General features: G+C 70.4%; 12 protein-coding genes. 7 read left to right on the top strand and 5 right to left on the bottom strand.

Going from position 1 to position 13,989, the window contains the following annotated elements:
• Positions 1–85 precede the first annotated feature (85 nt).
• Genes DFR74_RS22225 through DFR74_RS22205 form a run of 5 tightly spaced genes read left to right on the top strand, consistent with a single transcriptional unit; the run spans position 86 to position 4,614 of the window.
• Positions 86–1,177, top strand: a complete 1,092-nt coding sequence (locus tag DFR74_RS22225) for an SDR family oxidoreductase (RefSeq protein WP_067511579.1) — start codon at positions 86–88, stop codon at positions 1,175–1,177.
• Complete coding sequence (locus tag DFR74_RS22220; RefSeq protein ID WP_067511581.1) at positions 1,174–2,094, top strand: nucleoside-diphosphate kinase; 921 nt, start codon at positions 1,174–1,176, stop codon at positions 2,092–2,094. Before DFR74_RS22225 ends, DFR74_RS22220 begins: the two co-directional genes overlap by 4 nt.
• A complete protein-coding gene (locus DFR74_RS22215) occupies positions 2,091–3,077 on the top strand; it encodes a ScbA/BarX family gamma-butyrolactone biosynthesis protein (protein WP_232331839.1) in 987 nt (328 codons plus the stop codon). The genes DFR74_RS22220 and DFR74_RS22215 overlap by 4 nt, the downstream gene beginning before the upstream one ends.
• Positions 3,074–3,688, top strand: coding sequence for a nitroreductase family protein (locus DFR74_RS22210; protein ID WP_067511584.1), 615 nt, complete (start codon positions 3,074–3,076; stop codon positions 3,686–3,688). Before DFR74_RS22215 ends, DFR74_RS22210 begins: the two co-directional genes overlap by 4 nt.
• Positions 3,685–4,614 carry a UbiA prenyltransferase family protein gene (locus DFR74_RS22205; RefSeq protein WP_067511586.1) on the top strand — a complete coding sequence of 310 codons (930 nt, stop codon included), beginning with the start codon at positions 3,685–3,687 and terminating at the stop codon, positions 4,612–4,614. The genes DFR74_RS22210 and DFR74_RS22205 overlap by 4 nt, the downstream gene beginning before the upstream one ends.
• A gap of 10 nt (positions 4,615–4,624) precedes the next feature.
• Here the strand turns inward: DFR74_RS22205 and DFR74_RS22200 are convergent, their stop codons facing one another.
• Together DFR74_RS22200 and DFR74_RS22195 are read right to left on the bottom strand one after the other, a co-directional pair.
• Positions 4,625–5,719, bottom strand: coding sequence for a methyltransferase (locus DFR74_RS22200; protein ID WP_067511668.1), 1,095 nt, complete (start codon positions 5,717–5,719; stop codon positions 4,625–4,627).
• 99 nt (positions 5,720–5,818) lie between these two features.
• On the bottom strand, positions 5,819–8,446 hold the full coding sequence (locus tag DFR74_RS22195) for a cytochrome P450 (RefSeq protein ID WP_067511670.1): 2,628 nt from the start codon (positions 8,444–8,446) through the stop codon (positions 5,819–5,821).
• A gap of 65 nt (positions 8,447–8,511) precedes the next feature.
• Between DFR74_RS22195 and DFR74_RS22190 the strand changes: the two genes are divergently transcribed.
• Both DFR74_RS22190 and DFR74_RS22185 read left to right on the top strand, forming a co-directional pair.
• A complete protein-coding gene (locus DFR74_RS22190) occupies positions 8,512–9,792 on the top strand; it encodes a glycosyltransferase (protein ID WP_067511589.1) in 1,281 nt (426 codons plus the stop codon).
• Between the two features lie 190 nt (positions 9,793–9,982).
• Positions 9,983–10,717: an ABC transporter permease gene (locus tag DFR74_RS22185; protein WP_232331840.1), complete on the top strand. Its 735-nt coding sequence runs from the start codon at positions 9,983–9,985 to the stop codon at positions 10,715–10,717.
• Positions 10,718–10,722: 5 nt separating this feature from the next.
• Here DFR74_RS22185 and DFR74_RS22180 read toward each other — a convergent pair whose 3' ends face one another.
• The 3 genes from DFR74_RS22180 to DFR74_RS22170 form a co-directional block, all read right to left on the bottom strand.
• Positions 10,723–11,496 carry a MerR family transcriptional regulator gene (locus DFR74_RS22180; RefSeq protein WP_232331841.1) on the bottom strand — a complete coding sequence of 258 codons (774 nt, stop codon included), beginning with the start codon at positions 11,494–11,496 and terminating at the stop codon, positions 10,723–10,725.
• Positions 11,497–11,564: 68 nt separating this feature from the next.
• Positions 11,565–13,049 (bottom strand): flavin-containing monooxygenase, encoded by a 1,485-nt coding sequence (locus DFR74_RS22175; protein ID WP_067511593.1) that lies wholly within the window; start codon positions 13,047–13,049, stop codon positions 11,565–11,567.
• Positions 13,050–13,060: 11 nt separating this feature from the next.
• Positions 13,061–13,981, bottom strand: coding sequence for a ferritin family protein (locus DFR74_RS22170; protein WP_067511674.1), 921 nt, complete (start codon positions 13,979–13,981; stop codon positions 13,061–13,063).
• Positions 13,982–13,989: the final 8 nt, after the last annotated feature.

Here is a 13,989-nt window from a genome sequence, read left to right as displayed (position 1 = left end):
GGGCAGGCATGAGCGAACGCGGTGAGCGAATCATGTGCCAGTGCGCTTCGCGCAAGCCGGAGCCGAGCGTCAGCGAGGGGCAGGCATGAGCGATCGCGAAACAGTCCTGGTGACCGGCGCGACCGGACTGGTCGGTGCCGAGGTGGTGGCGCGGCTGTCGGCGGCGAGCAGGCCGGTGGCGGCGGTGCTGCACAGCGCGGCCGACATCGTGCGCAATGACGGCACGCTGCTGGAGGCGGGCATGCCCGTCGCGGGCGACATCCGGCGCCCGGGTTTGGGGCTCTCCGCGCGCGACGAGGCCGATCTCGCCGAACGGGTCGGGCTGGTGGTGCACTGCGCGGCCACCACCGCGTTCGACGCCACCGAGGCCGTCTACGACGAACTCAACGTGCGGGGCGCGCGCCACGCCATCGACCTCGCGCTGCGCTGGGACGTGCCGCTGGTGCACGTGAGCACCGCCTACGTGTGCGGGATGCGCGGCGGCACCGTCACCGAGGACGAGCTCGAGGCGGGGCAGACCTTCGGAAACGGCTACGAGCGCAGCAAGTTCCGCGCCGAACAGCTGGTGCGAGAGGCGGGGGAGCGGGGCTTGCAGTGGGCGGTGGTACGCCCCGGCATCGTCACCGGCGCGACCGGCGGCGGCGAGATCCGCGACTACAAGAACCTCTACACCGTCGTGAAACTGATGGTCGAGGGCAAACTGCGCACTTTGCCCGGCCGCTACGACGCGACCCTCTCGCTGGCCCCGGTGGATCACGTGGCCGACGTGATCGCCGCCGCCGCGCTGGATTTCGACTCCGCGCACGGCCGCACCCTGCACGCCCTGGGCCGCGACACGCTCTCCCTGCGCGACGTCTCCGACGTGCTGGCCGAGTACCCCTCGTTCGAGGTGGCCACGTTCGTCCCCGAATCCTCCTTCGCCGAAGACGATCTCGAGCCGGTGGAGCGGGAGTACTACCGCCGCATCGGATCCCTGTACACCACGTACTTCCGGCGCCGCCTCGACTTCGAGACCACCCGCGCGGAGATCCTGCTCGGCAGACCCTCACCCGCGACCGGCAAGGACTACCTGCGGCTGCTGCTGGACCACTGCCTGGAGTCCGGCTACCTGGGGGTTCCGCTGCCCTCGATCGAAGCGATCCTGGCCGCCAACGGATTCGACGGGAGCGGCCGATGACCACCGCACCGCAGCACACCGTCGAGGACCGCCTGCGCGCCGTCCTCACCCGGCTCACGCCCTCTCCGGACAAGGTCACGGCCTACGTCGGCGACACCTACGTGCAGGAAACCGCCGAACAGCTCGAGCGCCTCGAGATCGACCCGGTCGCCTTCGCCCGCCGGCACTCCCTGCTGCTGCTCAAGCCCGACGCCATCGTTGCCCGCTCCGTAGAACCGACGCTGGAGTGGTTGCCCGCCAACGGTTTCCGCGTCGTCGCCGCGCGTCGCCTGACGGTGAACCCGCACCTGGTGCGCGCGCTGTGGTATTTCGCCTGGAACATCGCCTCCCGCGAGCGCAGGCGGTTGGCGGACCTGCTGGTCGGCATCTCCGACGTGCTGGTTCTGGTGGTGCGCGCCCCCGACGGCGAACTGCCCGTGCCGATCCGGCTCACCGAGGCGAAGGGCCCCACCGATCCGCGCCGCCGCAAGCCCGGCGAACTGCGCTACGCGCTGGGCCGCCACAACTTCCTGCTGAACCTGGTGCACACGCCCGACGATCCCGCCGACGTCCTGCGCGAGCTGGCGATCTATTTCGACGAGGACACCAGGGCCGAGGTGCTGGCCGAGGCGCTGGCGGGCGCGGACCGCTCCGCCGACGCCGCCGCGGCCGCCGCCAACCTGTACGGCACCGTGCCCGCCCGCAGTTTCGAGCGCGAGGAGGCGCTGCGCGTCGTCCGGGACGACCTGGCCAGGGCCGGTATCGCCGCCGAGGGCGACGGCGCGGATCTGCTGTACGCGGCGTGGGCGGCCGGGGTGCGCCCGGATCCGTGGTCGACGCTGGTGCTCGGTTCCTACGTGCTGCCGATGCGGGTCGGAACGCAGTCGCAGACCCTGCCGCCCGTCACCGCCCGAGAATGGATGGAGGGACGATCGTGACGACACACGCGGCCGCCGAGAAGGCGGCGACGCACATCAGCACCATCCCACGGCAGCTGGCGCACCGGTGCGCCGTGTCGGAGGTGTTCGTCACCTCCCTCGACACCCTCGGCCCGGATTCCTTCCTGGTCGGCGCCCAGCTGCCGCGCATGCACGCCTACTACGGCGATCACGCGGGATCCCAAGGGCTGCGCCATGATCCGCTGCTGGTGATGGAGGCGGCGCGGCAGGCGGCCATCGCGCTCACCCACGAGTTCTACGGCGTGCCCACCGACCGCGCGTTCGTGGTGCGCACCTTCAACGGCACCGGCGCCGACACCCGCGCCTGGGAAACCGGTGTGGCGCCGAGCGATCTGGTGATGCGGGTGCGGGCGCCGAATCATCACCGGCGCGGCGACGTGCTGCACGGCCTGGATATGGTGCTGGAGATCTTCGCGGACGGCGAACCGATGTTCACCGTCGACGGGTCGTTCTCCTGGACCACCGCGAGCCACTGGACCGCCCTGCGCGACGGATTCCGGAAGAGCTTGGGGCTCGGGCCTTTCCGCGGTGCGGCGCCGATCGGGGAGCGGGCCGACGCGGCGTCGGTGGGCCGGGGCAGCAAACGCAACGTGGTGATCGGCCCGCCCGAACGCGACGGCGATATCGCGCGTGCCGACCTGGTCTCGGACCTGTCGCACCCGTTCCTGTTCGACCACCAGCTCGACCATGTGCCCGGCAGCCTGCTCATCGAGGCGTGCCGGCAGATCGGGCTGAGCCTGGTGCTGCCGGAGCTGCCGCGCCCGGTGAGCGTGGCCAGCACCTTCGAGCGATTCGTGGAACTGGATCTGCCGGCCGAATGCGTCGGCGAGATCATCGAATCCGGCGCGGGCACCGCTGTGGTGCGCGGCGAGATCCGGCAGGCGGGGGCCGTGGCGGCGCGCGTCGACGTCGAGTTCGCCGGGGACGCGCTGGACGCCGAACCGATCGTGGACGGCGCATGAGTTCCGAACTGCTGCGCACCACGCGCGCGTTCCGCAAGCGGCTGGATCTGACCCGCCCGGTGGCGCGCCGAGATCTATTGGAATGCCTGGACATCGCGGTGCACGCGCCGAGCGGCACCAACCGGCAGCCGTGGCGCTTCGTGATCGTCCAGGACGCCGACACCCGTCAGGCCATCGCCGAGTACTACCGAAAGGCGTTCTCCGCCTACCTCTCCGCGCGCACGCCGCGCCCGGACCAACTCGGTGACCTGGAGTCCGGCCGCTACCTCGCCGACCATCTGCACGAGGTGCCCGCGCTGGTCCTGGTCTGCTCGCTGGGCCGCCCGCCCGCCGACGGCAACGCCCACCGCCTGGCCAGTTTCTACGGCTCGATCTATCCGGCGGTGTGGAATTTCCTTCTCGCCCTGCATGATCGGGGCATGGGCGCCACCATGACCACCGCCCACCTGGTCTACGAGCGCGAGATCGCCGACCTGCTGTCGATCCCGTTCGACGAGGTCACCCAGGTGGCGCTGCTGCCGGTGGCGCACCTGCGCCCGGGGTCCGCGTCGCCCGCGCCGCGCCGCGCGCCAGCCGACGAGGTCACCTATTGGGATCGGTGGAACGCGTGAGCGATGCCCCCGGCGCGCTCGCATCGATCGCGCGCGTCTGGCGGTTCACCGCCGTCATGTACAAACCGCACTACCTGCTCTACGGCATCGTCTGGGTGCTGGCGGTGGAGGGCACGGCCGCCCTTGTGTCGCAACCGGATACGGCGTGGCGGCCCGGCTGGGCGACGGTGGTGCGGATCGCCGTCGTCGCCGCGGTGCTGCTGTACCTGCGCATGGTGGACGAGCAGAAGGACCTGGAGTACGACCGCATCCACAATCCCGACCGGCCGCTGGTGACCGGCGCGGTGAGCGCGGGGGAGTTGCGGGCGGCCATGGCCGTGATCGCGGTCGTCACCGTCGGCGCGAGCCTGGCGTTGTCGGTGGGCTCGGCGCTGGCGATGGCCGCCACGCTGGGCTACGGGCTGTTCCTGTGGGCCGTGGAGCGGCGGTCGGTGGCGGTGCGCGAGGGCATCCTGCTCAACCTGCTGGTCACCTACCCGGTGCAGCTGGTGCTCACGGCGTATGTGCTCGTCTCGGCGATCGACACGGGTGAGGTGTCGGCGACGCCGCGCCTGTTCGCCGTGGCGGTGCTGTTCGCGGGCGCGTTCCTGCAATTCGAGTTCGCCCGCAAGACCTCTCGTGAGCACCGCGCGGGGGAGCACCTGTACTCGAATGCCCTCGGGGTGACGGGCGGCACCGTCGCGATCGTCGTGTTCGCCGCGCTGGCCTCGGTGGTGGACATCCTGCTGGTGCGGTCGTGGGGCTACACCGGAGCGGAGGCCGCGCTCGCGTGGATTCCCCTGGCGCTGTTGGTGATTCCGGTGGCGGGCGCGGTCGCGTTCCGGCGCGGGACGAAGCCGGACTACCCGATCCTGCCCGCCGTGGGCTTCGTGTTCGCCCTGTATCTCACGCTGATCGCGCAAGCGGTGGTGCTCACCCCCACCTGACAACGGCGGACTACCCGTCGGCCTGGCGCGCGACCAGGATATTCTCCGGCGATACGGTGGGGACCACCTGTTCCAGCGTGAAACCGTTGCGCGCCAGCAGGTCCCGGTACTCCGCCACCGTGCGCTCCCGCCCGCCGACGTTCACCAGCATCTCGAGGTCGATGTACTTGCCGGGGTGGGGCCGATCGTGTTCGGGCAGCACGATCTCGATGAGCAGCAGCCGGGAGTGGGACTTCATCGCCGCGCGCACGGCCCCGAGAATGCGCGCGAGATCGGCCTCCGGCCAGTCGTGCACGATGTGCTGGAGGATGTAGGCGTCACCACCCTCGGGCACCGACTCGAAGAACGAGCCGCCCACCACCTCGCACCGCTGCGCGAGGCCGTCTTCCGCGAGCCGGTCGGGCACGTCGGCCACCACCTGCGGCAGATCGAGCAGGACGCCGCGCGCACCCGGGGTGCGGCGCAGGATCTCGGAGAGCAGCATTCCGGTGCCGCCGCCGACATCCACGATCACCCCGTAGCGGCTGAAATCGTAGGCGTTGAGCAGGGCTTCGCGGCCGATGCTGTTGACGCTGGCCATCGCCCTGTCGAACAATTCGCCCACTTCGCGATCGGTCTGCGCGAGTTCGAAGAACTCGGCGCCGCCCGAGGCGATCGGGCGTCCGGTGCGCACCGCGTCGGTGAGCTGCGACCAGCGTTCCCGGTGCAGCTTCGATCCGACGAACAGCGCCATGTCCCGCAGCGTCACGGGCGAGTCGCCGCGCAGCACCTGGGCGGTCTTGTTGAGCCGGTAGCGGCCGTCGCGGTCCTCGGCGAAGAAGCCGTGACTGATCAGCAGCCGCAGCAGGCGCCGCAACGCGTCCTCATCGGCGCCGACGGCGGTCGCCAGATCGGCGGCGGAGCGGGGCCCCTTGGCGAGTTCGTCGGCGATGCGCAGTTCGGCGGCCGCGGCGATGGCCTGGGCCAGCCAGCCCGCGGTCATCATCTCCAGCACTGCGATCTCGCTCGGCACGAGCTTGCGGTGCAGGAAGACCAGTCCCGCCCGGAACCGCTCGACCGCCCGCACCAGCGGCAGCGGTGGCATCGTGTTGCGTCCTGGGGCCATGACGGATTCCATTCCCTCGGGTGGTCGGCACACGCCGGGTCGAGCCTACCGCCGCGTGCCCACGAGAAGAGGGAAACCGCAGGTGAAGTGCCTATGTCTTCACCAGCGCGGGCGCAGCGTCACCGGCAGCCGGTCGGGGGAGGGCACGAAGTCCGTGGTGTTCGCGCGCACCGTGTGCCCGGGGTCGGGGTCGACCCGCCAGCGGGCGAACAGCGCCGCCGTGGCCAGCGTGACGGTGAGGATCGCGAAGGTGTTGCCGGGGCAGTGCCGGGCGCCGACGCCGAACGGCAGGATCGCCTTCTTGTCGATCTCCTCGACCCGTCCGGGGAACCACCGGTCCGGGTCGAAGGTCTCCGGCGCCGGGTAGTAGCGCTCGGTGTGGTGCACGAGGTACGGGCTGTACACCACCATCGCCCCGTCGGGCAGGGTGACGCCGCCGAGCGTGACCGGTCCGTCGGCGGTCTGCGTGCTCACCCACGGCCCCCAGAACCGCAGCGTCTCCACCACCACGCTCCGCAGGTAGGGCAGCGAGGTGACGTGCTCGGGCCGCACCGGTTCGCGACCCACGAAGTCGTCGAGCTCGCGCCGCAGCTCGTCGCCGATCCCGGGATCGCGCGCGGCCTCGTGCCACACCCACGCCATGATCGAGGCGGTCGAGCCGACGCCGGCCGCCAGCATGAGGATCAGCTCGTCCACGATCTCCTCGTCGGACAGCGTCGCGCCCGTCTCGTCGTCGGTGTGGCGCACCAGCGCGGAGAGCACATCGTGGAAATCCCGGTCGGCACGCCGGTATTCGGCCACCACGGCGCCGATCTCGCGGCGCAGCGCGGCGGCCTTGGTCTTGAACCGGTGATTGGCCACCACGCGCATCCTGCGCACCGGCGGCGGCAGCGCGGCCCGCTGCACCACGTGGCTCAGCAGCCACGGAATATTCTGGCGCACTTCACTTTTGGCGTCGGCGCCGAAATCGGCGGTGAACAGCGTGGCGGTGATGACGTCGAGCACCAGCCGGTGCGCTTCCGCCACCAGGTTCAGCGGGCGGTCGGCGGGCAGCGAGCGCGCCCACTCGTCGGCGAGTCCGGCGGCGACGGTGGCGTATTCGGCGAGCCTGCGCTGTCGCAGCGCGGGCGCGATCATGCGGCGGCGCAGTTCGTGGGGTGTGCCGCTGAGCACGTTGGACGCGCCGCGCAGCACGTCGTGCACGGCCTCGCGCATCTCCTCGCGGTGGAACGCGCCGGCCGTGCCGAAGCCGACCTCGCGGATCAGCTCCGGCGTGGTGAGCACGTAGGCCGGTCGCGGGCCGAGGTAGATGCGCACGATCGGGCCGAGGTCGGTGAGCGAGGTGACGAAATCGAGCCCGCCGCGCAGCGCGACCAGGCTGTGCCCGAGCAGCGGGAGCCCTCCCGGGGCGGTCGGCACGTCCGAAAGGCGCTGAACGGAAACCTCTTTCGCCACGGACTCATAGACCGCGACCATCGCGCCGGTGAGCGTGGACTGGCGGGTGGAATCGGTGTGCCCGGCCAGCGCGTACCGCATCGACTCCAGCCGCGACGGGTCGGCGGCCAGCTCCCGCAGGGTCCGCGCGATTGCGCTGGGCGACGGGTCGGCCGTGCGTGCCCCACCGCCCTTCGGCACGGTCTCGTCCATGTCGGGGTCGCAGTAGACCACCGGCAAGCCCATCGCGACCGCTTCCAGCAGCGCCATCCCTTGCGTGTCGAACCCCATCGACGGGAACAGCAGCACATCGTGGCGCGCCATCGCCGCCAGGCACTCGCCCTGCGGCACCGCCCCGTGCAGCCGCACCCGCTCCTCGATCCCCGCCGCCGTGACGGCCTCCCGCGCGGCCCCCTCCTGATCGCCGCTCCCATAGATGTCGAGCGTGCACTCCGGCGCCAGCCGCACGGCCTCGATCGCCTCGAGCAACCGCTTCTCGGCGGACAGCCGCGCGCACCACACGACACGCAGGGATGTGCGCTCAATGTCGGACCCGGTAGTTACTCGCGTTGTGAGATCCTCGGCGGCCAGGGAATTCGCGACCTGCGCGGGTGACCCGGCCACGCCCGAATCCACCGCCGCGCGCGCCGCGTCCAGCAGGTCGTCGTCGATTCCGTTGGAGATCACCGTGATCGGGCGCTCCAGTCCGTGGTCGCGGAAGCGGCGGGCGAAGTGCTCGGTGGGCACCACGACGTGGTCGGCGTTGCGCGCGTGACCGACCATCGTGCGCCAAGCATGATGGGCCGCACGGGATTCCGGCAGCGGCGGCAGCGGGTCGCCGTGCGGGACGAAACGGCCGTGCAGGGCGCGCATGGTGAGCGCCGACAGGTACGGGGTGGGGGAGGTGTGCTGGATGAACGCGTCGTCGCGGCTGTGCACGGTCTGCACCACGGGAATTCCGTGCCTGCGCGCGGCCCGCAATCCCGCGACGGCCACGCCGTAGGTGGTGTGCAGATGCACCACGTCGACCGGTCCGCGCACCGCGAACGCGGCGTCGATGCGCTTGTTGTTCTCGGCGGTGGGCAGCACGGCGGCGAATCCGTTCACCGAAACGCCCGCGAGTGCGGAAAGGACCACGAGGTCGGGGTCGTATTCGGTAGATTCGCGCGTGGGCGCGGCGAAGATCGTGACCTGGTGACCGGCCCGTTCCAGGCCCCGCCGCAGGGCGTTCACCGATGTCTGGATCCCGCCGACGGTGGTCGGGTGGAAATCGGTGAACAGCGCAACGTGCATGGTCACCACCGTACGGACGCAGGAGGACCGATGAGGGAAGAACGCGCCGAGCGGAATGGGGCGGCATGAGGGTGGCGATCCCGCTGACCGGCACCAGGGGCGATGTGCAGCCCGCGGTGGCGCTCGGCCTCGAACTGCGCCGCCGCGGCCACGACGTGGTCGTCGGCGCGCCGCCCAACCTGGTCGACTTCACCACCCGCACCGGTCTCACCGCCCTGCCCTGCGGCCCGGACGTGCAGCAGCTCTACTCCTCCGACGAGGGACAGCGGGCGCTGGCCGCGGGCAGCAGCTTCCGGCTCATGCAGCTGGTCGGCAAGCAGATGGCCGAGTACGCCGCCCGGATGAACCGCGAGGTCATCGAGGTGTGCCGCGACGCCGACGTGATCGTCTCCACGCTGCTCACCGAGGACCGGGCCATGTCGGTGGCCGAGGCCATGGGCGTGCCGCAGGTGACCATGCACGGCTTCCCCGGCCGCAAGAACAGCGCGTACCCTTTCCCCGGCACGCTGCCGCCGCACTGGCGCCCACCGGGCTGGGTGAACCGCGCCACCTGGTCGATCGGCGAGAACCTGCGCCGCGTGGTGTTCCTGCGCTATCTCAACCAGTTGCGCGGCGAACTCGGTCTGCCCAAGTCGGCGGCGAGCCCGGCGGCGGTGCTCGGCAAGCGCGGTGTGCCCGAGGTGCAGATCTACGACCGCGCGCTGGTACCCGGCCTGGCCGAGGAGTGGGGCGAGCGCAGGCCGCTGGTCGGCTTCCTGCCGCTGGAGCGGTCCGCGCGCGAAGCCATCGGCGAGCTGGCCGTCGACCACGGCGAGGTGCTCGCCTGGATCGGCGAGGGCGAGCCGCCGGTGTATTTCGGCTTCGGCAGCATGCCGATTCGCGACACCCACGCCGTGCTGGCCATCGTCGAGCAGGTGTGCGCGCGCCTGGGCAGGCGCGGTCTGGTGAGCGCGGGCTGGAGCGATCTGGACGCCGCGAACGCCGAAACCGGTGCGTCGGTGCGGGTGGTCGGCCCGCTCGCGCACGACATCGTGTTCCCGCTGTGCGCGGCGGCCGTGCACCACGGGGGCATCGGCACCACGTTCGAGAGCCTGCGCGCCGGCCTGCCGACGCTGGTGTGCTCGGTGTCGTTCGATCAGCCGATGTGGGGTGGTCAGGTCGAGCGCCTCGGCGTCGGCGCGCACCTGCCGTTCCAGAAGCTGAACGCCGACCGCCTCGCCGAGGGCGTGCGCACGCTGCTGGCTCCCGAGACCGCGCAGCGCGCGAAAACGCTGTCGGCGGAGCTGCATTCGAACGCGGACGCCACCCAGCGCACCGCCGACATCGTCGAGCGGGCGGCCGAATGAGCGACGCGGCTCGCGCGAGGCGATCACGCGGGTCCGCGTGCGGCCGGGAAGCCCGGACCGGCGGTCAACGTGCCGTCGGCTCCGAGCCGGGGCTCGGCTCGGACGAGCCGTGTCGCGGCACCGCACGGGTGCTGCGGGCCGCGCACCCCCGAGCGGTCCTCCGCGACGCATGAACCGCGCGGTGGCGGCGGTGACCGACTCCGCGGTCATGTTCCGGCGCGCCGCGCGCCGAACGATCCGCGGGCGCGACACGCTCGTCATCTCGCTGCTGCTGCCGATCCTGATCATGCTGCTGTTCGTCTACGTGTTCGGCGGCGCGATCGAGGTCGGCATGCCCTACCTCGACTACGTGATTCCCGGAATCCTGTTGCTGTGCACGGGTTTCGGCGCCTCGATCACCGCGACCGCGGTCGCGACGGATGTGCGCTCGGGCGCGGTCGAGCGCTTCCGCACGCTGCCCTGCTTCCGTCAGGCGCTGCTCGCCGGGCACGCGGCCGAGGGGACGCTCCGCAATCTCGCGGCCGGTGGCGTGGTGTTCGCGGTGGCGTTCGCGCTCGGATTCCGCACGGGCGCGGGCGTTCTCGCGTGGCTGGCGGCGCTGGGTGTGCTGGTGCTGTTCGCCCACGCCGTCACGTGGATCGCCCTCGCGCTGGGCCTGCTCGCCCGATCACCCGAAGCCGCGGGCGGTTTCACGTACGCGGTGATGTTCATCCCCTACATCAGCAGCGCGTTCGTCCCGGTGCACACCATGCCCGGGTGGCTGCACCCGTTCGCCGACCGTCAGCCCGCCACGCCGGTCGTCGGCGCGATCCGCGGGTACCTCGACATCGGCCCTGGCGGACAGGTGGTCGCCGCGGTGCTCTGGTGCTGCGGCCTGACTGTAGCCGGATACATCTGCGCCGCAATCCTTTACGCGCGGCGCTGAACCGTCTACGAGTCCTTGCGGCTGTCCGACCGTTCGGCGGCGATGGCGATGTAGTCGGCCAGTTCGCGGCGCAGGGTGAGGTCGAGCGACCGCGCCAGCGTCGAGTGCACCGAGGCCGTGGCCAGCCCGCGCATCTTGGTGAGCATCGTGGTGGTCTCGGTGATCTCGGCGTTGGTCTCCGGCAGCCAGCCGGGACCGTGCTCGTCCACGATGTGCTGCTTGGCGGCGCTGATCATGATCTGGGTGATCTCGTCGATCCGCTCGGCCACTCCGGCGTAGATCTCGATGAGCGTGCGCAACTCGATGCCGTACTCGTGCAGTTCGGCGAACGCGGCCAGCAGCTGGGTGTCGGTGAACACCACCGTCTCACCGTCCAGCTCGGCGAGCTTCAGCCTGGTCAGCCGCTCCACCAGATCGGCGGATTCGGGCCCGAGGAACGAGTCGATCAGCTCCCGCGAGACCTCGAAGGTCTCGGCGTGCGACCACGGCGTGGTGACCGCGCGCTCGAGCCCCAGCACTTCGGTGATGTCCTTGCCGGTCTCCCAGCTGGTGATGAAATCGGCGATGTGCGCGGTGGTGAAGCCGCGCTGGAGCAGCGCGTCGATGAGCCGCAGCCGTTCCAGGTGCCGGTCACCGTACAGGCTGGCGCGCCCGTCCTTGCCGATCGGCGGCGGCAGCAGGCCGCGCTCCTGATAGGCGCGCACGTTGCGAGTGGTGGTGCCGGCCGCACGGGCCAGATCGTCGATCCGGTACTCCGGCACCGCGGTCACCTTCCTCACGTCACGTTCCTGGAGGGAACGAGTCTAGCGATGCGGGCGCGGCGCCGTGCCGGAGCCGCGCCCGGCCCCTACCCGACCCCCACCTCGGACCGGGCCCCGGCGGGGATCGCTTCGTAGTCCGCCAGCCGGAGCCTGCGCAACTGGTGCACGTACTGCGTCGCGAAACCGGGGAACATGGTGGCGTTGAACCCCTCGTCGGTGAGGTACCAGCTGCGGCAGCCGGAATTCCACGTGGTGGCGGCCAGCCTGCGCTGCAGGGACGCGTTGTAGCGATCCTGCACCTCGCGGCGCACGTCGAGCAGGCGCAGATCCCGCGCCAGAATGGTGCCGATCGCCTCGACCAGGTAGTCGATCTGCGCTTCCATGTACACCAGCGCCGAATTGTGCCCCGGCCCGGAATTCGGCCCGAACGTGACGAACAGATTCGGGTACCCCGACACCGCCACGCTCTTGTACGCGTACGCCCCGCGCGACCACTCCTCGGCCAGCACCCGTCCGCCGCGCCCGGTGATCGGGACCGGCGTCCCCGCCTTGGAGACGTCGAACCCGGTCGCGAAGACGATGCAATCCACTTGGTGCTCAATGCCTTCGGCCGTGCGGATGCCCCGCGGTGCGATCCGCGCGATCGGCCAGGTGATGAGCTTGCAGTTCGGCCGCTGCAACGCCGGGTAGAAATCGTCGGTCATCAGCAGTCGCTTGCAGCCGGCCCGGAAATCGGGCGTGAGCTGGCGGCGCAGCCACGGGTCGCGCACCTGCCTGCGCAGCTGCGCCTTCCCGACCAGCTCGACCACCCTGGTGAGCGGTGTGTTCCACACCACGCCCAGCGCCACCGACTCGTGCCCGTAGAACCAGGCACCGCGGGCCAGCGATTCGGCGCCGGGCACGTGCCGGTAGAGCTGTTTGGCCAGCGGCCCGGTGCGCCGGTTCACGCGCGGCAGCACCCACCCCGGCGTGCGCTGGAAGACCTTGACCGAGGCCGCTTTCCGGACGAGCTCGGGCACGATCTGCACGGCGCTCGCTCCCGTGCCGACCACCGCGACGCGCTTGCCGGTGAAGTCGTAGTCGTGGTCCCACCGGGCACTGTGGATCTTGTGTCCCTCGAAGGTCTCGATGCCTCGGATATCGGGCAGGCTCGCGTTGGACAGCGGGCCCGAGGCCAGCACCACCGTGCGCGCGAACAGCGGTGCGCGCCCGGCGATCGACACCTCCCACCGGCCCGCGTCCTCGTCGAACGCCAGGCCGGTGACCTCGTACCCGTAGCGCACGTGCGGGGCCAGCCCGAATCGCCGCACCATGTCCTCGATGTAGGCGAGGATCTCGGCGCTGCCCGAGTACGTGCGCGACCAGTCCGGATTCGGCGCGAAACTGTAGGAGTACAGCCGCGACGGAATGTCGCATGCCGCACCGGGATACGTGTTGTCGCGCCAGGTGCCACCGAGGGCGGTGTCGCGCTCCAGGATGACGAAATTGTCGATACCGCGCTGTTTCAGGCGGATCGCGGTGCCCAGACCTGCGAACCCGCCACCGATCACGGCCACGTCGAGGATGTTCATGCGCCTACCTCTCAGGCTGCCGGATCGTAGGTGATTTCCTTGGCCCAGGACGGATCCCGGCGCAACACCGCGTTCGGCAGGTGCCCGGTGATCTTCACCAGCGCGTCGGCCAGCAGGTGGTAGGGATGACCGCGGTTGATCACCCAGCCGCCGTGCATCTTCACGATCTGATACATCGGCAGCCTGCGCGCGAACCGGCTGCGCTCCCCGACATTGGCGTAGCGCTTGAGCGCGGTGTAGAGCTTCTGCTCGTCCACGCCCATCTCGACGATGTTGTCGCGCATCTTGTTCAGCAGCGGCACGTAGCTGAGCACGCCGATCAGGAACGTGGGCTTGACCCAGCCGCCCACCAACTCGATCAGCAGCTTGCGCATCTCCGCGTGGCCCAGCAGGTCCATGACCGCGAAATCGACGGCCAGATGGCGGGATTCGTCGGCGTTGATGCGCCGGAACGCCTCCTGGCACACCGGGTCCTCGATCTCGTCCATGATGAACTTGACCAGCGCCCCGTCCAGCGCCACCTCCAGCATCGGGATCACCGTGCCCAGGAACGACAGCGACATGTCGTCGGAGTACTTGTCCAGGAAGTCGATCACGAGCTTGACGTTCACGTTCGGCTGCGGGATCTCGTCACCGTCGAGCATGCCCCAGCGCCGCATGAGCGCCAGTTCGGCGTTGGCGTGTTTCTGCTCCTCGGCGTGGAAGTACCGGTAGATCTCGCGCAGCGTCTCGGTGGGCGCCTTCTTGGCCATCGCCGCGAACCCGCGCGCGCCCACGTTCTCGATCCACATCAGGTCGGCCATGAAAGGCTTGAGTTTGGCGTGCAATTCGGGGGAGATGGTCTCGGCTCCCGGTGCGTCCCAGTCGATATCGGCCAGCGCCCACTGGCGATCCTTGATCTTGCGCAGCATGTCGTCGAAATCCATAGTGATGCCGGCCA

Origin of the sequence: Nocardia puris (assembly GCF_003315035.1) — a bacterium.
Taxonomy (GTDB): domain Bacteria; phylum Actinomycetota; class Actinomycetes; order Mycobacteriales; family Mycobacteriaceae; genus Nocardia; species Nocardia puris.
Note: the sequence above shows the minus strand (reverse complement) of the source record. Positions and strands in the feature narration are given on the sequence as shown.

Coding starts and splice junctions, on each gene's coding strand:
- DFR74_RS22225 (WP_067511579.1), top strand. CDS start 86: ATGAGCGATCGCGAAACAGTCCTGGTGACCGGCGCGACCGGACTGGTC.
- DFR74_RS22220 (WP_067511581.1), top strand. CDS start 1,174: ATGACCACCGCACCGCAGCACACCGTCGAGGACCGCCTGCGCGCCGTC.
- DFR74_RS22210 (WP_067511584.1), top strand. CDS start 3,074: ATGAGTTCCGAACTGCTGCGCACCACGCGCGCGTTCCGCAAGCGGCTG.
- DFR74_RS22200 (WP_067511668.1), bottom strand. CDS start 5,719: ATGGCCCCAGGACGCAACACGATGCCACCGCTGCCGCTGGTGCGGGCG.
- DFR74_RS22195 (WP_067511670.1), bottom strand. CDS start 8,446: ATGCACGTTGCGCTGTTCACCGATTTCCACCCGACCACCGTCGGCGGG.
- DFR74_RS22190 (WP_067511589.1), top strand. CDS start 8,512: ATGAGGGTGGCGATCCCGCTGACCGGCACCAGGGGCGATGTGCAGCCC.
- DFR74_RS22175 (WP_067511593.1), bottom strand. CDS start 13,049: ATGAACATCCTCGACGTGGCCGTGATCGGTGGCGGGTTCGCAGGTCTG.